This is a genomic window from Streptomyces sp. NPDC111520, from assembly GCF_055635295.1.
Genome location: NZ_JBVKBW010000010.1, coordinates 62,013 through 80,885 on the forward strand (window position 1 = coordinate 62,013; position 18,873 = coordinate 80,885).

At 73.5% G+C, this 18,873-nt stretch carries 15 protein-coding genes and 2 tRNA genes; 4 read left to right on the forward strand and 13 right to left on the reverse strand.

Going from position 1 to position 18,873, the window contains the following annotated elements; genetic code table 11:
* Positions 1-35 precede the first annotated feature (35 nt).
* Together ACZ7MY_RS24010 and ACZ7MY_RS24015 are read right to left on the reverse strand one after the other, a co-directional pair.
* Positions 36-767: a class E sortase gene (locus ACZ7MY_RS24010; protein WP_499604591.1), complete on the reverse strand. Its 732-nt coding sequence runs from the start codon at positions 765-767 to the stop codon at positions 36-38.
* Entirely contained in the window at positions 764-1,447 is a 684-nt protein-coding gene (locus ACZ7MY_RS24015; protein ID WP_499605028.1) for a DUF881 domain-containing protein, read from the reverse strand. Before ACZ7MY_RS24015 ends, ACZ7MY_RS24010 begins: the two co-directional genes overlap by 4 nt.
* 220 nt (positions 1,448-1,667) lie before the next feature.
* Between ACZ7MY_RS24015 and crgA the strand changes: the two genes are divergently transcribed.
* Positions 1,668-1,922, forward strand: coding sequence for a cell division protein CrgA (gene crgA / locus ACZ7MY_RS24020; RefSeq protein ID WP_499604592.1), 255 nt, complete (start codon positions 1,668-1,670; stop codon positions 1,920-1,922).
* Positions 1,923-2,163: 241 nt separating this feature from the next.
* Here crgA and ACZ7MY_RS24025 read toward each other — a convergent pair whose 3' ends face one another.
* Together ACZ7MY_RS24025 and ACZ7MY_RS24030 are read right to left on the reverse strand one after the other, a co-directional pair.
* The gene (locus ACZ7MY_RS24025) at positions 2,164-3,018 is read right to left on the reverse strand and encodes a rhomboid family intramembrane serine protease (RefSeq protein WP_499604594.1); all 855 of its coding nucleotides are present in this window, start codon (positions 3,016-3,018) and stop codon (positions 2,164-2,166) included.
* 95 nt (positions 3,019-3,113) lie between these two features.
* On the reverse strand, positions 3,114-3,641 hold the full coding sequence (locus ACZ7MY_RS24030) for a peptidylprolyl isomerase (protein ID WP_499605030.1): 528 nt from the start codon (positions 3,639-3,641) through the stop codon (positions 3,114-3,116).
* Between the two features lie 218 nt (positions 3,642-3,859).
* On the opposite strand from ACZ7MY_RS24030, the gene ACZ7MY_RS24035 reads away from it, so the two are divergent.
* Positions 3,860-4,627: a DUF5324 family protein gene (locus ACZ7MY_RS24035; protein WP_499604596.1), complete on the forward strand. Its 768-nt coding sequence runs from the start codon at positions 3,860-3,862 to the stop codon at positions 4,625-4,627.
* A gap of 98 nt (positions 4,628-4,725) precedes the next feature.
* Here ACZ7MY_RS24035 and ACZ7MY_RS24040 read toward each other — a convergent pair whose 3' ends face one another.
* The 3 genes from ACZ7MY_RS24040 to ACZ7MY_RS24050 form a co-directional block, all read right to left on the reverse strand.
* A complete protein-coding gene (locus ACZ7MY_RS24040; protein ID WP_499604598.1) occupies positions 4,726-6,315 on the reverse strand; it encodes an MFS transporter in 1,590 nt (529 codons plus the stop codon).
* Between the two features lie 56 nt (positions 6,316-6,371).
* Positions 6,372-9,713, reverse strand: coding sequence for an AfsR/SARP family transcriptional regulator (locus ACZ7MY_RS24045; RefSeq protein ID WP_499604600.1), 3,342 nt, complete (start codon positions 9,711-9,713; stop codon positions 6,372-6,374).
* 148 nt (positions 9,714-9,861) lie between these two features.
* A tRNA-Ala gene (locus ACZ7MY_RS24050) sits at positions 9,862-9,934 on the reverse strand.
* Positions 9,935-10,045: 111 nt separating this feature from the next.
* Between ACZ7MY_RS24050 and ACZ7MY_RS24055 the strand changes: the two genes are divergently transcribed.
* On the forward strand, positions 10,046-10,612 hold the full coding sequence (locus ACZ7MY_RS24055; protein WP_499604602.1) for a DNA-binding protein: 567 nt from the start codon (positions 10,046-10,048) through the stop codon (positions 10,610-10,612).
* On the forward strand, positions 10,605-11,843 hold the full coding sequence (locus ACZ7MY_RS24060) for a serine/threonine-protein kinase (protein ID WP_499604603.1): 1,239 nt from the start codon (positions 10,605-10,607) through the stop codon (positions 11,841-11,843). The genes ACZ7MY_RS24055 and ACZ7MY_RS24060 overlap by 8 nt, the downstream gene beginning before the upstream one ends.
* Here the strand turns inward: ACZ7MY_RS24060 and ACZ7MY_RS24065 are convergent.
* The 6 genes from ACZ7MY_RS24065 to gyrA form a co-directional block, all read right to left on the reverse strand.
* Positions 11,829-13,070, reverse strand: coding sequence for a hypothetical protein (locus ACZ7MY_RS24065; protein WP_499604605.1), 1,242 nt, complete (start codon positions 13,068-13,070; stop codon positions 11,829-11,831). The genes ACZ7MY_RS24060 and ACZ7MY_RS24065 overlap by 15 nt on opposite strands.
* A complete protein-coding gene (locus ACZ7MY_RS24070) occupies positions 13,067-14,950 on the reverse strand; it encodes a vWA domain-containing protein (protein ID WP_499604607.1) in 1,884 nt (627 codons plus the stop codon). The genes ACZ7MY_RS24065 and ACZ7MY_RS24070 overlap by 4 nt, the downstream gene beginning before the upstream one ends.
* Before the next feature lie 168 nt (positions 14,951-15,118).
* On the reverse strand, positions 15,119-15,259 hold the full coding sequence (locus ACZ7MY_RS24075) for a DLW-39 family protein (RefSeq protein WP_018559211.1): 141 nt from the start codon (positions 15,257-15,259) through the stop codon (positions 15,119-15,121).
* A gap of 155 nt (positions 15,260-15,414) precedes the next feature.
* Positions 15,415-15,488: transfer RNA gene (locus tag ACZ7MY_RS24080), tRNA-Ile, on the reverse strand.
* Between the two features lie 53 nt (positions 15,489-15,541).
* Positions 15,542-16,210: a DUF3566 domain-containing protein gene (locus ACZ7MY_RS24085; RefSeq protein WP_499605032.1), complete on the reverse strand. Its 669-nt coding sequence runs from the start codon at positions 16,208-16,210 to the stop codon at positions 15,542-15,544.
* Between the two features lie 60 nt (positions 16,211-16,270).
* Positions 16,271-18,862: a DNA gyrase subunit A gene (gene gyrA / locus ACZ7MY_RS24090; RefSeq protein WP_499604608.1), complete on the reverse strand. Its 2,592-nt coding sequence runs from the start codon at positions 18,860-18,862 to the stop codon at positions 16,271-16,273.
* Positions 18,863-18,873 lie beyond the last annotated feature (11 nt).

Consider the following 18,873-nt stretch of genomic DNA (forward strand, 5'->3'; position numbering starts at 1 on the left):
GCCTTCCTGCCTTCCGTGCCGTGCCTCGCCCAAGATTAGCCCGACAAGCCCTCCGGCATACCGTCCTCCACGGGCTGTGTGGATTCCAGGTGCCCCCAGGTGACGAGCCGGTGGCTGTGGCCCCACTCGGGATCGCAGGTGGTCAGGGTCAGATAGCGCCCCGGAACGGTGTAGCCGGACTTCCCCGGTACGGGATCGATCACAGCGACGTCGGTGGGGACGGTGCGGTAGGGTGCGCGGTCGATCTCGTAGGTGTACCAGGTGCGCCCGTCGGTCAGGACGACCTCGTCGCCCTCGCGCAGCCTGGGGAAGTCCTTGAAGGGGTCGCCGTAGGTGCGGCGGTGGCCGGCGACGGCGAAGTTGCCCACGGCGCCGAGCCGGGCGGTGTTCGCGTAGTGCCCGAGGCCCTTCTTCAGGGTGCCGGTCGCCGTCCCCTCCAGCACCGGCTTGTGCCAGGACCGGCCGAGCCGCGGCACGTACATCACCGCGAAGGCCCTCCCGTCCCGGTACGGGGCCGCGGCCGGCGCGGACGGGACGGGTACGGCCGAGGCCGAGGGCGCGGGACCGCCGGTGCCCTCGGGGGACGGTCCTGCCTGTGCGACGGGCCCGGTCGCCCAGCGGTCCCGCAGCCGGTCGATCTCGCCGTCCATCGCGCGGTCCGCCCGCACGCCGGTCCAGAAGAGCACGTAGCAGACGAAGAGCACGATCAACGCGCCCACGGTGATGCACAACTCGCTCAGCGTCCGCACCACCAGGCGCATGCTCACCCCACAGGCTTGGCGTACCGCAGGTCCACTGTGCCGGAGTAGCCGGGAAGAGTCACCCGCCGTTCGTCCTCGACCTTCCAGCCGAGCCCGTAGGCCTGGACGTACTGCAGGTAGTTCTGGATCGCGGGGCTGGCGTCGAGCGCCTCGTGCAGCTTCCCCTGGTCGCCGACCGCCGTGATCGTGTACGGCGGGGAGTAGACCCGGCCCTGCAGGATGAGGGTGTTGCCGACGCAGCGCACCGCGCTGGTGGAGATCAGTCGCTGGTCCATCACCTTGATGCCCGAGGCGCCGCCCGCCCAGAGGGCGTTGACCACGGCCTGCAGGTCCTGCTGGTGGATGACGAGGTCGTTCGGCTGCGGGTCCGGCACGCCCGGGACGAGCGGGGTCGCGTCCGGCGGCGCGTCGTTCAGGGTGACGGAGACCGCCGCGCCGCTCAGCTTGGCGGTGCCCGCCTCGGCCCCGAGCCGCGCCAGCTGCTCGCGGGCGGCGTCGCTGACGCCGCTGTCGGTGTGGGCGAGGCCGTCGACGTCGCTGCGCACCCCGGCGAGCTCGTTCTCCAGTTCCTCGTTCTGCCGGCTCTTGTCCTGGACCCGGTCCGACAGGCGCAGCAGCGGGTCGTCGGTGCGGATGTCCAGGCCCTTGGCCGTGTCGAAACTCATCCAGAACAGCAGACCGGCCATCGCGAACACCCCGGCGCTGAGCACACGAAGCACCACAGACCGGGCGGAACGGCGACCCGAGGAGACGTCGACCGGATTGCTCACCGTAGCCTTATCTCCTTCCAACCCGAGGAAGCACTACGCTAACGGACGCCCGGAGGCATGGGGCCCCCAGCCGTCCGGCCGCACACACAAGACGTCACACGCGCGGTTACGCAGCGCATCGACAGGAGAGTCCCTCGTGCCGAAGTCACGGATCCGCAAGAAGGCCGACTTCACTCCGCCCCCGGAGAAGACCACCCCCATAAAGCTGAAGTCCGGCCGCGGCTGGGTGGCACCGCTGATGCTGGCGCTCTTCCTCGTCGGCCTGGCCTGGATCGTCGTCTTCTACGTGACGCAGGGCAGCTACCCGATCGAGCAGCTGGGGAACTGGAACATCGCCGTCGGCTTCGGCTTCATCGCGGGCGGGTTCGTCGTGTCCACACAGTGGAAGTAGCAGCTCGCACAGTTATCCACAGGCGTCATCCACAGTGTTGAAAAGGTCGCATGATCTGTGGATAACCGCCAGCCGGTTGACACCGGTGTGACCGGTGGTCCGATGTACGGACCACCGGTCTTTCGTTGATCTTGCAGGTCAGACGCGGCGTGTACGGGCCCGCGCACGGCTTGCCCACAGGATGCACAGGAGGCCTCCGCCTCTCTGTGGATAACGTCTGATCAACGGTGTGCGTTACGGCCTACGCGGAGATGTTCGCGACCCCGGCCCACACCGTGACCGCCACGGCGAGCAGCATCGCCACGCACGTCCCCCACTGGACCAGCGCCCGGCGCGAACGCGGCGCGTACGCCATCGCGACGGCGATGATCACCCCGGTGACCAGACCGCCGATGTGCGCCTCCCAGCTGATGCCGCCCCAGGTGAAGGTGAACAGCAGGTTCAGCCCGAGCAGGATCAGGACGGGCCGCATGTCCATCCGCAGCCGCTTGACGTAGACGGCCGTCGCGCCGAAGAGCCCGTAGATCGCGCCCGAGGCACCCAGGGTCAGGGTATCCGGGGCCAGCAGCACCACCAGCGCGCTGCCGCCCAGCCCCGCGACCAGGTAGAGCGCGGTGTAGCGGGCCCGGCCGAGCAGGGTCTCCAGCGGACCGCCGATCCACCACAGCGAGAGCATGTTGAAGGCGATGTGCGCGAACTCCTGGTGCAGGAACATCGAGCTCACCAGCCGGTACCACTCGCCCGGCCCGCCCGCCACGCCGCACTGCACTCCGCCGGGGACGTAGCACGGGGTGAAGAGCCCCAGCTCGTAGACGAACTGCTTGCCCTCGACCTGCACGAGCAGGAAGACCAGCAGGTTCAGCCCGATCAGGATCTTGGTGACCAGCCGGGGGTCGCCGGCGACCGTGCCGCCCGCCACCGTGCGGGGCTCGGCGGCCTGGGCCGCACGCCTGCCCTCCCGCACGCACTCCGGGCAGTGGAAGCCGACCGACGCGTTGATCATGCACTCCGGGCAGATCGGCCGCTCGCACCGGGAGCAGCGGATACCCGTCTCCCGGTCCTGGTGCCGGTAGCAGCGGACGGCCTGGTCGGTCATGTCTGAGCCCTTCGCAGCGGAATCGCCCCGCCCGTCATACGCACGGGCGGGGCGTTCGGGTTCCCGGGACCCCGCGACGTGCCGGGCCGGCCAGGCTAGCGACGCTCGATCACGACGCTCTGGATCACGACGTCCTCCAGCGGCCGCTCGGTGCGGGGGTTGGTCGGGGTGGTCGCGATGGAGTCCACGACCTTCTGGCTGGCGGGGTCCGTGACCTCGCCGAAGATGGTGTGCTTGCGGGTGAGCCACGCGGTCGGGGCGACCGTGATGAAGAACTGCGAGCCGTTGGTGCCCGGCCCGGCGTTCGCCATGGCCAGCAGGTAGGGCTTGGTGAAGGCGAGGTCCGGGTGGAACTCGTCCGGGAACTGGTAGCCGGGACCGCCGGTGCCGTTGCCGAGCGGGTCGCCGCCCTGGACCATGAAGCCGGAGATCACCCGGTGGAAGACCGTGCCGTCGTAGAGGCGCTCGTGGGAGGTCGCACCGGTGTGGGGGTCCGTCCACTCGCGGGTGCCCTCGGCGAGCTCCACGAAGTTCTTGACCGTCTTGGGTGCGTGGTTCGGCAGCAGCCGCACCGTGATGTCCCCGTGGCTGGTCTTCAGGGTGGCGTAGAGCTGCTCGGCCACGGTCTTACCTTCCATAGTCCTCAATGACAGGGACAAATCCTCGCACGCCCCGGCTCGCCCGACGCAACAGTCGCGCCGCAGGTCATCCGGTGGCATCGTCGGGAACGGCTCCCCTTGACCCGGATGCCCGTACGCACATGCCGTACCCCGCGGCGCCGGGCATGATTTCAAACCGGGTGGAAAGGCGAAAACCGAACGCCACCGAGGAGGAGGTTCTCGTGACCCGCATCGACAGCGTGCGCGACGCAGCCGGGAGGACGAGGGACAGCGTGCGGCACGCCGCGGACGTGGTGGCGCCGTACGCCGACACAGCGAGGGTCAACGCCGTGCACTACGCGGACGGGGCCAGGGTCTACCTGGCGCCGCGGGTGTCGGCGGCCGGGCGGCAGGCCCGCACGGCGGCCCGGACGCAGTACGACGCGCACCTGGCGGCGCGCGTCGACCAGGCCCTGGCGGCGGTACCGCCGGGCGTCCAGCAGAGGGTGGGCACCGCCGCCCGGCTCACCCGTGACACCGCCCGTCAGGCGGCGGACTTCACGGGCCCGCGGGTGGGTCAGGCGATGACCACCGTGCGCAGCGTCGCGGCCCCCGCCGCGGAGGAGGCGGCCGCCCGCAGCGCCGCCGCCGTCGCCGCGCTGCGCAGCCACGTCACGGCGGACGACATCCGCGGGCTGGAGCGCCGCCGCGAGCGCCGGGCCCGCACCGGGCGGTTCGCCCGGGGCCTGCTGCTGGCCGGCCTCGTCGCCGGGGCGGGCTTCGCCGCGTGGAAGTGGTGGAGCAAGCAGACCAACCCCGACTGGCTGGTGGAGCCCGCGCCCGCCACCGAGGTCGCCGACCGCGCCTCCCTCAACGGCGGCGTCGGGACCGACGCGTCGTTCGGCAAGGTCGACGGCTCGCCGGTGGAGGCCCTCGACCCCGAGGTGCAGGCCAAGCAGGCGGAGGCGGACTCCGACGACCGCCGCGACCGCGGCGACACCCACCCGTGACGTGACGGCCCGGGCACCGGCGACGGTGCGACCGGAGGCGGGCAGGAGGGCGGCGGACCCGTGACGGGTCCGCCGCCCTCCTGCCGTACGCGCCGTCCTCACCGTCCGGACGCCGCGGGCAGCGGCAGGACGTCCTCCTCCCCGGCCTCCGGGTCGGGGATCTCCGCCGGCACCCCGCGCAGGGTGTACAGCGCCATGACGGCGCCCGCGGCGAGCAGCACCGCCGCCACCACACCGGTGACCTGGACGCTGTGGCAGAAGGCGTCCTTCGCGGCCGCCAGCAGCCCCGACCCGTCCGCGCCCGGCATCCGCGCGGCCGCCTCGGCGGCCCCGCCGACCGACTCGCGGGCGGCGTCCGCGGCCCCCGCCGGCAGTCCCGCGGGCAGGGCGAGGGCGTCGCGGTAGAACACGCCGAGCAGCGAGCCGAGGACGGCGATGCCCAGCGAGCCGCCCATCTCCATGGCGGTCTCCGAGACGGCGGCGGCCGCTCCGGTCCGCTCCTTGGGGGCACTGGCCAGGATCGTGTCGTTGGTGACGGAGACGACCAGGATGACGCCCGCGCCATTGACGACCAGCGGCGCCAGCAGCTCCCAGTACGGCGTCCCCGGCGAGGAGAGCGAGCCGAGCGCCGCGGTGCTCACCGCCAGCAGCACCAGCCCGAGGGCCACCACCCGGGCCCGTCCCAGCCGCGGGATCAGCGCCGTGGCCAGCGGGGCGGCGAAGGCCGCGGCCAACGGGCCCGGGAGCAGCGCCAGACCCGCGGTGAAGGGCGACCAGCCGCGGACGACCTGGAAGTACAGGGAGAAGGCGAGCGACAGGGTGGACGAGGCGAAGATCATGACCAGGTTGGAGCCGACCGCGCCGCTGAAGGCGGGGTTGCGGAACAGGCGCAGGTCGATCAGGGGTTCCTCGACGCGCACCTGACGGCGGGCGAACAGCACCAGGGCCGCCGTCCCGATCGCCGCGGCGATCCACACCGGCGCGTGGTCCGCGCCGTCCCGGAAGCCCTCCTTGACGGCGTAGATGGCGCCCAGGACGCCCACGACCGACAGCGGCACGCCGATCCAGTCCAGCCGGCCCGGCCGCGGGTTGCGGGACTCCGGCAGCACCAGGACACCGGCGACCAGGACGACGGCCATGAGCGGAACGTTGATCAGGAAGACCGAGCCCCACCAGAAGTGGTCCAGCAGCAGGCCGCCGACCACGGGACCGAGCGCGAAGCTCGCGGCGCCGATGCCGCTGCTGATCCCGATCGCCGTGGTGCGCTCCTTGGGGTCGGTGAAGGCGTGGCGCACGACGGAGAGGGTGGAGGGGACCATCGCCGCACCGGCGACGCCGAGCAGCGCGCGTCCGGCGATCAGCGCCCCGGGGCCGGGGGCGTAGGCGGTGAGCAGCGACACCACGCCGAAGGCTGCGGCGCCCAGCAGCATCATCCGCTTGCGACCGAGCCGGTCCCCGAGGTTGCCCATGAGGACCAGCAGGCCGCCCATGGCGAAGCCGTAGATGTCGGAGATCCACAGGATCTCGGTACCGGACGGTCCCATGTCCCTCAGCAGCGAGGGGATGGCGTAGTTGAGCACGCTGTTGTCGATGCCGAGGAGCATGGCGGCCAGGCAGCAGACGGCGAGCGCGGCCCAGCGGTGGCGGGCGGGGGCCGCGGCGTCCTTTGTGCGTATGGGATTCGTCATGCCCGACACGGTGCGCGCGGCCGCTGACCGGCCGCGCACCGCGCGCTGACCGGCGGCTACCGGCGACCGGTCAGCGCGGTCAGGGCCCGCAGCGCCCGGTCGGCGGGCAGGCCCGCACCGCGCGCCCACGCCTGATCGTGGGCCCGGTCGCCGAGGGCGGCCCGCACGGCCTCCCCGGTGCGGGCGGCGTCCGGACCGTCCACCACTTCCCGCCCGCGCAGCGCACGGCCCAGGCCCAGCAGTTCGGCGGCCCGTGGAAGGTCCTCCTCGGCGAGGGCGAGTGCGGCGAAGGCGTCGGCGAGGTTCGCCGCGAGCGGCAGGTCGCGCGCCCCGTGCTCCACGTCGGCGGCCTCGCGGAAGTGCCCGCGGGCGGCGTCGGTACCGCCCTGCTCCAGGGCGATCCTGCCGAGGGCGATGTGCGCCTCGGCGCGGGCGCTCTCGCCGGTGTACCAGCCGTCCAGGGACTCGGACAGGGCCAGCGCCGACAGCCGGCGCGCCTCGTCCGGGTCGCCGGTGAGCCGGGCGCACTCGCCGAGCCCCAGGTGCGCCCCGGCGAACATCTCCCGGGCGCCGCAGCGCCGGGCGAGTTCCAGGCCGCGTGTGAAGTCGGCCCGGGCCTCCTCGTACCGTCCGGACCGCAACCCGCACCTGCCGCGTTCGGCGAGCAGTTCGGCGACGCTCTCGGTGGCGCCCAGTTCGGCGGCGTGGCCGAGGGCCTCGTCGATCAGCCCCACGGCCCGCGCCACGTCGCCGCGGGCGCCCGACAGCCAGGCCAGCTGGGTGAGGGCCATCGTGGCCCCCCAGCGGTCGCCCAAGGCGCGGAAACCGGCGAGGGCCCGGGCGAACTCCGTGTCGGCGGCGGCGATGTCACCGCCGACCATCCACGCGTGGAACCCGGAGCCGACGTGGACCAGTGCCTGCTGCCAGGGCTCGACGAGACTCGTCGCACCCTCCGCGTAGCGGGCGAACGTCTCGTCGTCCGGCACCCCGGCGAAGGGCGCCCAGAGCAGGTTGAGCACGGGGTAGCGACGGGCCATCCCGCCGAGCCCGGCGACGACGTCCGTCGCGGCCGTCAGGTGGACGGCGAGTTCGGACTGGTCGGCGGTGACGGAGGCGGCGCTGATCACGCACAGCGCGTACTCCTCCGCCAGCCCCCGCGGCCCGCCGGGTGCGGTCGCCGCCAGCAGCTCGCGGGCGGGCTGGGCGCCCTCGTACCGCATGCCGCGCAGCATCCAGTAGGTGCACAGGGAGGCGAGCAGTCGCAGCGCCAGGACGGTGTCGCCCGCGGCCACCGAACCGCGCAGCGCGGCGTGCAGGTTGTCGTGGTCCGCGGCGAGCCGGCGCAGCCACTCCAGCTGCTCGGCCCGGCGCAGCCACGGGTCGGCGGTCCGCGCGAGGTCGAGGAAGTACGCGGCGTGCGTCTCGCGCAGCGCCTCCGACTCGCCGGTCTCCACCAGGCGTTCGGCCGTGTACGCCCTGATGGTCTGGAGCAGCCGGTAGCGGACGGCGCCGTCGCCCTCGTCCCCGAGCGCGTCCGGACGGTCCACCACCACAAGCGACTTGTCGGCGAGGGAGGCGAGCAGGTCGAGCATGTCCTCGGCGGCGATGGCGTCGTCGCCCGCCGGGCCCGCGCAGATCGCCTCGGCGGCCCGCAGCGTCCAGCCCCCGGCGAAGACGGAGGCGCGGCGCAGCACGGTGCGCTCGTCCTCGGGCAGCAGCTCCCAGCTCCAGTCCACGACCCCGCGCAGGGTCCGCTGGCGGGGCTGGGCGGTGCGGCTGCCCCGGGAGAGCAGCCGGAAGCGGTCGTCCGGCCCGGCGAGCACGTCCCCGAGCCGGGCGGCGATGTCGGCGGCCGACAGCGACCGCAACCGGGCGGCGGCCAGCTCGATGGCGAGCGGAACGCCGTCCAGGGCCCGGCAGATCCGCGCGGCGGACTCGGCGTCGGGCATCCGGCCGGACGGGCTCACGGCGGCGGCCCGCTCCAGGAACAGCCGGACGGCGGGGGAGCCGAGCACGTCCTCCTCCGGCGCGCCGGGCGCCGGCACGGGCAGTGGCTCCAGCGGGCAGAGCGTCTCGCCGTTGACGCCGAGCGCCTCCCGGGTGGTCGCCAGGACCCGTACCCGCGGGCAGACGGCCAGCAGCTCCGCGGTGAGACGGGCGACGTCGGCGACCAGGTGCTCGCAGTTGTCGAGCACGAGCAGCAGATCCCGGTCGGCCAGTGCGGCGGTGAGGCGGGCGAGCGGCGAGCCCTCCGGGGCCCCGCCCTCGCGCCCGGCGGTCCCGGGGATCAGGCCCGCCTCCCGCAGACCGAGCGCCCCCGCGATCGCCTGCGGCACCTCGGAGCCGTGGGTCAGCCCGGAGAGGTCCACGAAGCGGACCTCCCCCGTGTGGCGCCCGGCGGCCTCCACGGCGATGCGCGTCTTGCCCGCGCCACCCGGGCCGATCAGGGTGACCAGCCGGGCGTCGGCGAGGCGCGCACCGATCCGCGCCAGCTCCGCCTCGCGCCCGATGAAGCTGGTCAGCTGGGCGGGCAGACCGTGCCCGAGGAGCGGAGCGGGCGGGCGCCCCGCGGACGATGTTTCACGTGAAACACCCGAAGACCGGGCATCCGGCACGCCCTCGCCGGCTGCGCGGACCACGGGCGGCGCGGTTCGGGAGGGACCCGGGTCGCCGCGCAGCACCGTCAGATGCGCCGCCGCGAGCTCCGGGCCGGGGTCCGCGCCGAGGGACTCGGCGAGCTCGCGCCGCGCGTCCTCGTACACCCGCAGCGCCTCGGACTGGCGGCCGCAGCTGTACAGCGCCCGCATCAGCTGGGCCCGCAGCCGTTCCCGCAACGGGTAGCGGGCGACCAGCTCCTGCAGCTCCGCGACGAGTTCCTGGTGGTGCCGGGCGTCCAGCACCAGTTCGGCCGCGATGCGGTCCTCCACCGCCGCGATCCGCAGTTCCTCCAGTCGCGTCACCTGCGCCCGGGCGAACGGCGCGTCGCCCACGTCCGCCAGGGCGGAGCCCCGCCACAGCTCCAGCGCACCGCGCAGCAGGACCGACGCCCGCCCCGGCTCACCCGCGGCCAGCGCCTCCCGGCCCTCGGCCGCGAGGCGTTCGAAGCGGTGCACGTCCACCTCGTCCCGGGCGACCACCAACCGGTAGCCCCCGGGCGGGCGCTCGATGGGCACCCCGACGGCCGCGCGCAGCCGCGAGACCTGGGACTGCAGCGCGTTGCCGACCCCGGCCGGCGGCTCGTCCCCGTACAGCCCGTCGATCAGCCGCTCGGTGCTGACGATCCGGCCCGCCTCCAGCAGCAGCATCGCCAGCAGCGCCCGCCGTCCCGGGCCCCCGACGGCGGCCGCGCCCCCGTCGTCCCGCAGCGCTCTCGTCTCCCCCAGAATGCCGAAACGCACGCCGCCGATTGTGCCGCACGAAGCGGCGGGCGTCCCCGGGAGGACGGTGGATGACGCGGTGGACAACCGGCGCCCCGGCGCCGTGGCCCGGCCCCGGGTACACGACAGGCCGGGACCTCGATGAGGTTCCCGGCCCGGTCGGACGGTGTGGAGCCTAGGGGAGTCGAACCCCTGACATCCGCCATGCAAAGACGGCGCTCTACCAACTGAGCTAAGGCCCCGTGCCGCAGACCAGCGTACCGGCTGCGGAGAGGATCACCGACCGAGTATCGGGGGTCCGTAGGATGACGGGCAAGTTCGCGGCCGCAAAGGTCCCCCGTCAGGAGCCCGCAATGGACACCTCGCAGCCGGACGCCGCCACCCGCGTCCAGGACATGCAGCGCACCTGGTACGGCGAACCGCTCGGTGTGCTGTTCCGCGGCCTCATGGAGACCCTGGGGCTGAACCAGGCGCGCCTTGCGGGGGTGCTGGGGCTGTCGGCGCCGATGCTGTCCCAGCTGATGAGCGGGCAGCGCGCGAAGATCGGCAACCCGGCGGTCGTGCAGCGGCTGCAGGCGCTGCAGGAGCTCGCCGCGGAGGTGTCCGGCGGAGCGGTGACCGCGGCGGACGCCGTGCCGCGGATGGAGGAGATCCGCGGCTCCGAGGGCTCGCCCCTGCTCGGCACCACCCAGAGCGCGGCCGGGGCCCCGCTGCCGCCCGCCCGCAGGGTCGTCCACGAGGTCCGCGCGCTGCTGCACGCGGTGGCCTCGTCCGCCGAGATCGCCGAAGCGGCCGACTCCCTCGCCCACCGCCACCCCCAACTGGCAGAGTTCCTCCGGGTGTACGGCGCCGGGCCGTCCGAAGCGGCGGTCCGGGACTACGAGACGCGGAAGCGGGGGGCGGACGCACGTCATGGGTGAGGTGTTCGCGGGCCGGTACGAGCTGGTCGATCCGGTCGGACGCGGCGGGGTGGGCGCGGTGTGGCGCGCCTGGGACCGGCGTCGCGGGCGCTACGTGGCGGCCAAGGTGCTGCTGCAGAGCGACGCCCACGCCCTGCTGCGCTTCGTCCGGGAGCAGGCCCTGCGCATCGACCACCCGCACGTCCTCGCCCCCACCAGTTGGGCGGCCGACGACGACAAGGTGCTGTTCACCATGGACCTGGTGCGCGGCGGCTCGCTCTCGCACCTCATCGGCGACTACGGCCCGCTCCCCGGGCGCTACGTCGGCGGTCTGCTCGACCAGTTGCTGTCCGGGCTGACGGCCGTGCACGCCGAGGGCGTGGTGCACCGGGACATCAAGCCCGCGAACGTCCTGCTGGAGGCGACCGGCACCGGGCGCCCGCACCTGAGGCTGTCGGACTTCGGCATCGCCATGCGCAAGGGGGAGCCCCGGCTCACCGCGGCGAACCACGTGGTGGGCACCCCGGGTTACTTCGCCCCGGAGCAGTTGCTGGGCGCCGAACCGGACTTCCCCGCCGACCTGTACGCGACCGGGCTGGTCGCCCTCTACCTGCTCAGCGGCAGCAAGCCCGACGCGGAGGCGATCGTCACCCAGTACGTCCACGGCATGCCCCGGGCCCCGCGGGGCGTACCCGGTCCGTTGTGGGAGGTGATCGGCACCCTGCTGCAGCCGGACCCGGAGGCCCGCTTCCGTACCGCCGCGGGCGCCCGCAAGGCCCTGGCGGCGGCGGTCGAGCTGCTGCCGGACCCGGATCCGGACGAGGAAGTCGTCGAGGTCTTCGACCAGATCGGGCCGCTGCCCGCCGGCTTCTCCCCCGACGGTCCGCTGGATCCGGCGCCGTCCGTGGAGGAGACCGGGAGCTTCCGCCTGCCCCCGCCCGCGCCCGCCGGCCGGCCGGCCGCGACCGCCCCGACGCCGTCCACCCCGCCGACCCGGGCGCCCGTCACCCCGGCGCCCACCCGTTCGTACACGGGCACCGTCACAGGTGCCGGTGCCCCGGTGGCCGCGCCCGTCGCGCCCCCCACCCCGCCGCTGCCGGCGCCCCCGGCCGTCGCACCCGCCGTACCCTCGGCCCCCGCCGCGGCACCCGCGCGCCGGCCCGGACCTCCCGCCAGGGTCGTCGTGCCGATGCTGCTCGTCGCGGCCCTCTGCCTCGCCTTCGGCTTCTGGGCGCTGTCAGCGTCCTCCTGAGGCCGTGGCCGTCCCGCGCCGACGCGCGGCCACCGTCCACACCGCCAGCGAGAGCAGCAGCACGGTGCCCGCCCCAAGGGCCGCGAAGCCGAGGGCGCGCAGCAGCGGGTCGCCGGAACCGGGCTCCCCGGGGAGGCCGAGGTCCTCGCCCGGGTCGCCGTCGTACGAGGGACCGGCCTGCGCGGCGCCCTCGACGCCGACCCGCAGGGTGACCGGGACCGCGCCGTCGACGAAGCCGGCGACTTCCGGGTGCACCGACACCGCCAGGTAGTAGAAGCCGTCGAAACGGGCCGCCGACACGGCGTCGCCGCTCTCGTAGCGGTTGGCGTAGGCGACCTTCCCGGTCGTGGCGGTGACGGAGGCCTGCTCGCCCGAGTAGGAGGCGGTGTCGGTGCCGATGAAGGCCCAGCGCGGGTTGTAGACCTCCACCCGCAGACCCGAACCGCTGTAGCCGCCGGGCTTCGTGACGGGCGCGTTGGCGAAGTCCGCCGCGACCCAGGCCTGTTGCCCCCAGCCGACCGGCACCCGGTAGAAGCGGGTCTGACCGGGCAGCACCTCGTCCCGCCACACCCCGGCGCCGAGGATCCCGGCGTGGAGGAAGTCCGCGCCGCCGGTGGCGCCGTGGGCGGTGCCGCTCGCGGGCACGGGCGTCCTCGTGGCGGGGCTGAGCGCCGGGCCCGGCGTGGCACCCTCGGTGAGCCCCGGCTCCTCGGTGAGGCGGATCTGGAGCGGCCAGGGCGCGGCGTCCGAGGTGCCCTGCGAGGTGCGGGTGACCTCCAGGACGTAGGCGTGCGCATCCTGGCACGGTCCGTCCCCGCCGATGGTGCGCCGGACCCAGGTGCCGATCGGCCGGGCCGCCCCGTCGTCGGAGAACGTCCGGCGGCCGCTGTCGCAGCGGGTGCCGTCGGTGCTGGTCAGCGTCAGCTCGATGCCGTCCCCGTAGGCCACCTCGGTGCCCGGGCGGGGCAGCGCGAAGACGGCGAGGTAGGACGAGTGCACGGCGTCCAGGTCGAGGGCGTAGTTCCGGCCGCCCCCGTCGGCCGGCAGGCTGTCCCGGTACAGGACGCCGGGCTCGAGCCGCGGGGCGTCGGCGGTGCTCGCCCGGCCCTGTACGGCCTCGCCCTGGGGCTGCCAGGAGGGGACGGCCGCATCGGCGAGCGCCGTTCCCGCCGCACCGGCCGACAGCGCGAGCGCCGCCACCACCGCTGTGACTGCCCTGCGGATCATGCCCCGTCCCTCCGCCTGCGGCCCAGCAGGGCCACCGTCCCGACCCCGGCGAGCGCCACCGCGCCGCCCGCGGCCGCCGCGATCGCGTCGCGCGCCGTCATGAAGCCCCCGCCGTCCGCGGGGGCGCCGCCAATCTCCACGTGCCAGGACACCACCCGCTCCCCGCCGTCCCTGCCGGCGGCCGGACCGCCGCCGAGCGCCGCCGCGTCGTACTCCGGACCGGCCTGCTCCGTGCCCGTCACCGCCACACGCAGGACGACGCGCACCGCCGCGTTCCGCGCCAGTTCCGCCGCGCCCGGCCCGAGCGACACGGCGACGTAGTGCTCGCCCGCCGTACGGGCGCCCCGGGCGCCGCCGGCGGCGACCCAGCGGTTGGTCCACGTCACCGGCACGGTGCCGAGCCCCACGGACAGCGGCCGCCCGAAGTAGCCGCGGCGCTGCGGCATCCCGGAGGCGTCGCCCAGCGGTTGCCGCGCCGGCCCGTACGCGGCCGTCGCCACGAAGGACGAGGCCGTGGAACCGCGCTCCAGAAGAGGTTCGTTGGCGAAGTCCGCGGAGTACGTCAGCCGCTGTCCCCAGCCGACCCGCACCTTGTAGAAGCGCGTCTGCCCCGGCAGCAACGTGTCCCGCCAGACGCCGGTGCCGAGGCGGCGCGCGTCGTTGAAGCCCGTGCCGCCCTCGACGTCGCGCGGTGAGCCCGTCAGCGCCGGCGGCGGGTCCCCGTAGCGGGTGGCGGCCGGTGCCGGGGTGGCGCCCGCGGCGAACGGCCGCTCGGTGCCGTACCGCAGCTCCAGGGGCCAGCGGGCCCGGTCCGAGCCGGCGGCGCTGGTGCGGTGCACGGAGAGCACGTAGCGCCCCGCCTCGTCGCAGGCGCCGCCCCCGTCGTCGCCGGGGATGCGGCTGACGGCGCCGCCGATCACCATGGCGCCCTCGTCCTGCCCGAAGTGCGCGGAGTCCGAGCCGCAGGTGAGGGGGTGCCTCCCGGTGCCGGCCAGCCGCAGTTCGACGCCGTCCCCGTACGCGGCCCGCACCCCCGGCCGCGGCACCGCGGTCACCGCCAGGTCGGCCGTGGAGGCCGCGTCCAGGTCCACGGCGTACCAGCGGGTCTCGCCGGGGCCGATGTCGTCGACGTACTGGCCGGGGGACAGGCCCGGGGCACCGGCGGCGGCCGAGGAGCCGGTCACCGGCCGGCCCCGGAGGCGGTAGGCGTCCGCGCCGAGCCGGGAGGCCCGCGTCAACTGCCGGACGAGTGAGGCGGCGTCGGGGGCGTCGTAGTAGCTCCCGTGCCCGGCCCCGGCGACGCATTCCAGCTGTTCCCGGGCGCCGCCGCGCACCTGGAAGCCGATGGTGTCGATCCGCAGGTCGGCGCCCTGTCCGGCGAGCTGGGCCGCCACCTCGCAGGGCTCGGGTGCCCTGCAGGTGTCCTCGCCGTCGGAGACCAGCACGATCGTCCGCCGGCCGCCCTCGGGCAGGTCGGCGGCCGCCCTGCGCAGCGACAGCCCGATGGGGGTGTCGCCCTTGGGCCGCACGCCGGCCACGGCCCGCTTCAGGGCGTCCCGGTCCAGCGGCCGCACGGGCTGCAGCAGCCGGGTGTCGTCGCAGCCGTGCTCCTTGCCCGCGCCGTAGACGCGCAGTCCCGTCGGGTAGCCGTCCGGCAGCGCGTCCACGACGGCTCCCACGGCCTCCCTGGCCGCCGTCATACGGGCGCCCGCCATGGAGCCGGAGGAGTCCAGCACCATGACCAGCCCGTCGCCCTCGTCGCCCGTGGCGGCCCGTGCCGCCCCGGGCGGCCCCAGCAGGGCGCCCAGCACCGCCAGCCCGCCCGCGGCCGCCCACAACCGGCCCAGGGACCCGCACGGCAGCGCATTCCCTCGTCGCATGTGCTGTTCCCCCTCGCACATCGTCGGCCTCAGCGAAGCTATTGATTTGCGACAGCAAATACAAGCGGATCACGTCACGGTCGGGCAACGACGCCGCCGCGGGCATGACGAAGCCCCGACCACATCGTGATCGGGGCTCCGCGAATCCTTCGTCCGTGCTGCCGCGTCTCAGACGCTCGCGCCGGAACCCGCCGGAACGGAATCCGTGGCCTCCGTCCACAGGTCCTGCTCGGCGCGGTCCGCCTGGATCTGGCGGTACACGAGGAGACCGCCGATGGCGGCCAGTGCGACCAGGAGAAACTTCTTCACCGCGCGACCTCGTCCTTCTTGCGTTGGGGGTCTTCCGACGGGCCCGACTATACACACCGGTCGATATCGAACGGTGACCTGCCACCGGAACCAACTCCGCCGGCGCGGACAAGGAAACGGCCCGTACGGATGATCCGTACGGGCCGTTCACGCGGTGGGGCTAACAGGACTTGAACCTGTGGCCTCTTCCTTATCAGGGAAGCGCTCTAACCGTCTGAGCTATAGCCCCGCGCTGCGTTGCGTTGAAAGATTAGCGCACACGGGGCCGTGGCCCAAAATCGGTTACTCGTCCTCCGCCAGCGTCAGCTCGACGCCGCCGACCATGCCGGCCGACATGTTGTAGATGAAGGCGCCGAGCGTGGCCAGCGCCGTGGCCAGCACGACGTCGATGACCGCGATGACCGCCGTGAAGGTCAGCACGCGCGAGAGCGACAGGAAGGACACCAGGTCGAAGCCGCCGTCCGAACCGGACGAGGTGGCCTCGCTGAGGGTGCCGCCGACCGTGGTGAAGACGCCGATGGCGTCCATCACCATCCACAGCACCGCGACCGCGATGACCGTGCAGATGCCCAGCGCGATGGAGAGCAGGAAGCTGACCTTCATCACCGACCACGGGTCAGCCTTGGCCACCCGCAGCCGCGCCTTGCGCGTGCGCGGGACGGTACGGGCCGCCGGACGCGGCTGGCGGACGCCGGCGGTCGCGGGGGGCCCGGCCGGGGGCGCGTACGCCTGCGGCGGCTGGTGCGGGCCCTGCGGCTGCTGCTGGGGCTGCGGCGGCTGCTCCGCGACCGGGGCGCCGGGCGCGCCGCCGTAGGTCTGCTGGTGCACCGCGTGCTGGTGCTGCTGCTGCGATGGACGGGTGTCAGTCACGGTGATTCCCCCCTGGTGCGGGCCGTTGTCCGTACGTGGGCCATGGGCACCGCCGATCGCCTCCGGCAGGGCCGCCGGCATCGGCTGCCCTCCGTCCGCGCCCGTCCCACCCGCGGCGCCCTTGGCTCCATTCACGGCTTCTTACTCCTCCGACTCGGCGGCCACGGGCTGTTCGCCCTCGGCCTCTTCGGCGGCGACGACCTCTTCGGCCTCCGCCCCCGCCTCGGCATTGCGGGCGACGCCCACGACTGCATCCTTTTTACCGAGGTTGATCAGTTGGACGCCCATGGTGTCACGCCCGGTTTCCCTGATCTCGTTGACACGGGTGCGGATCACGCCGCCGCCGAGGGTGATGGCGAGGATCTCGTCGGTCTCCTCCACCACCAGCGCCCCGACCAGGGAACCCCGGTCCTCGACGATCTTGGCCGCCTTGATGCCGAGTCCGCCGCGCCCCTGGACCCGGTACTCGTCCACACTGGTGCGCTTGGCGTACCCGCCGTCGGTGGCGGTGAAGACGAACGTACCCGGTCGCACGACATTCATCGAGAGCAGTTCGTCCCCTTCGCGGAAGCTCATGCCCTTCACACCCGAGGTCGCACGGCCCATCGGGCGCAGCGTGTCGTCCGTCGCGGTGAACCGGATGGACTGCGCCTTGCGGCTGACCAGCAGCAGGTCGTCGGCCGGACCGACCAGCTCGGCGCCGATCAGCAGGTCCTCGCTGCCGTCCTCGGTCTCCCGCAGGTTGATCGCGATCACACCGCCGGAACGGGGCGAGTCGTAGTCCTTCAGCGAGGTCTTCTTCACCAGGCCCGAACGGGTGGCGAGCACCAGGTAGGGCGCCGCGTTGTAGTCGCGGATGGCCAGCACCTGGGCGATCTGCTCGTCCGGCTGGAAGGCCAGCAGGTTCGCCACGTGCTGCCCGCGGGCGTCACGGCCGGCGTCCGGCAGCTCGTACGCCTTGGCGCGGTAGACCCGGCCCTTGTTGGTGAAGAACAGCAGCCAGTGGTGGGTGGTGGAGACGAAGAAGTGGTCGACGATGTCGTCTTCCCGCAGCTTCGTGCCCCGCACGCCCTTGCCGCCGCGCTTCTGGGACCGGTAGTCGTCGGTCTTGGTGCGCTTGACGTAGCCGCCGCGGGTGATCGTGACGACGATGTCCTCCTCGGCGATCAGGTCCTCGATGGACATGTCGCCGTCGAAGGGCACCAGCGCCGAGCGCCGGTCGTCGCCGAACTTCTCGACGATCGCCGTCAGCTCCGTGCTGATGATGCCGCGCTGCATCTCGGGCGAGGCCAGGATGCGGTTGTACTCGTTGATCTTCGCCTGGAGCTCGTCGTGCTCCTGGACGATCTTCTGCCGCTCCAGGGCCGCCAGGCGGCGGAGCTGCATCTCCAGGATCGCGTTGGCCTGGATCTCGTCGATCTCCAGCAGGCCCATCAGGCCTTCGCGCGCCACGTCGACCGTCGCGCTGCGCCGGATCAGGGCGATGACCTCGTCGATCGCGTCCAGGGCCTTCAACAGGCCGCGCAGGATGTGCGCGCGCTCCTCGGCCTTGCGCAGCCGGAAGCGGGTCCTGCGGACGATGACCTCGATCTGGTGGGTCACCCACTGCTTGATGAACTGGTCCAGCGAGAGCGTGCGCGGCACGCCGTCGACCAGCGCCAGCATGTTGGCGCCGAAGTTCGTCTGCAGGTCGGTGTGCTTGTAGAGGTTGTTCAGCACGACCTTGGCCACGGCGTCGCGCTTGAGCACGATCACCAGGCGCTGCCCAGTCCTGGAGGACGTCTCGTCCCGGACGTCGGCGATGCCGCCGACCCGGCCGTCCTTCACCAGGTCGGCGATCTTCTGCGCCAGGTTGTCGGGGTTGACCTGGTACGGCAGCTCGGTGACCACCAGGCACTGCCGGCCCTGGATCTCCTCGACCTCGACCACCGCGCGCATCGTGATGGAGCCGCGGCCGGTGCGGTACGCCTCCTCGATGCCCTTGCGGCCCACCACCAGGGCGCCGGTCGGGAAGTCGGGGCCCTTGATGCGCTCGATGAGCGCGTCCAGCAGCTCCTCGTTGGACGCCTCGGGGTTGGCCAGGTACCACTGGGCGCCCTCGGCGACCTCGCGCAGGTTGTGCGGCGGGATGTTGGTCGCCATGCCGACCGCGATGCCGGCGGAGCCGTTGATCAGCAGGTTGGGGAAGCGCGACGGCAGGACCGTCGGCTCCTGGTTGCGGCCGTCGTAGTTGTCCTGGAAGTCGACGGTCTCCTCGTCGATGTCCCGGACCATCTCCATCGACAGCGGCGCCATCTTGCACTCGGTGTACCGCATGGCGGCGGCCGGGTCGTTGCCCGGGGAACCGAAGTTGCCGTTGCTGTCGACCAGCGGCATGCGCATCGACCACGGCTGGGCCAGCCGCACCAGCGCGTCGTAGATCGAGGAGTCGCCGTGCGGGTGGTACGTACCCATGACGTCGCCGACCACGCGGGCGCACTTGTAGAAGCCGCGCTCGGGGCGGTAACCGCCGTCGTACATCGCGTACAGCACGCGGCGGTGGACGGGCTTGAGGCCGTCCCGGACGTCGGGCAGCGCGCGGGACACGATGACGGACATCGCGTAGTCCAGGTAGCTGCGCTGCATCTCCGTCTCGAGGCCCACGGCCTCGATCCGCATGGTGTCCGTCTCGGCGGCGGCGCCCTCGGCGCCCTCCGGGGTGCCGGGCGTGACAGGGGTGTTCTCGTCGGCCATTGCTGGTCAAA

Coding starts and splice junctions, on each gene's coding strand:
- ACZ7MY_RS24015 (WP_499605028.1), bottom strand. CDS start 1,447: ATGGCCGGTCTGCTGTTCTGGATGAGTTTCGACACGGCCAAGGGCCTG.
- ACZ7MY_RS24025 (WP_499604594.1), bottom strand. CDS start 3,018: ATGACCGACCAGGCCGTCCGCTGCTACCGGCACCAGGACCGGGAGACG.
- ACZ7MY_RS24040 (WP_499604598.1), bottom strand. CDS start 6,315: ATGACGAATCCCATACGCACAAAGGACGCCGCGGCCCCCGCCCGCCAC.
- ACZ7MY_RS24055 (WP_499604602.1), top strand. CDS start 10,046: ATGGACACCTCGCAGCCGGACGCCGCCACCCGCGTCCAGGACATGCAG.
- ACZ7MY_RS24060 (WP_499604603.1), top strand. CDS start 10,605: ATGGGTGAGGTGTTCGCGGGCCGGTACGAGCTGGTCGATCCGGTCGGA.
- ACZ7MY_RS24065 (WP_499604605.1), bottom strand. CDS start 13,070: ATGATCCGCAGGGCAGTCACAGCGGTGGTGGCGGCGCTCGCGCTGTCG.
- ACZ7MY_RS24070 (WP_499604607.1), bottom strand. CDS start 14,950: ATGCGACGAGGGAATGCGCTGCCGTGCGGGTCCCTGGGCCGGTTGTGG.
- ACZ7MY_RS24085 (WP_499605032.1), bottom strand. CDS start 16,210: ATGCCGGCGGCCCTGCCGGAGGCGATCGGCGGTGCCCATGGCCCACGT.
- gyrA (WP_499604608.1), bottom strand. CDS start 18,862: ATGGCCGACGAGAACACCCCTGTCACGCCCGGCACCCCGGAGGGCGCC.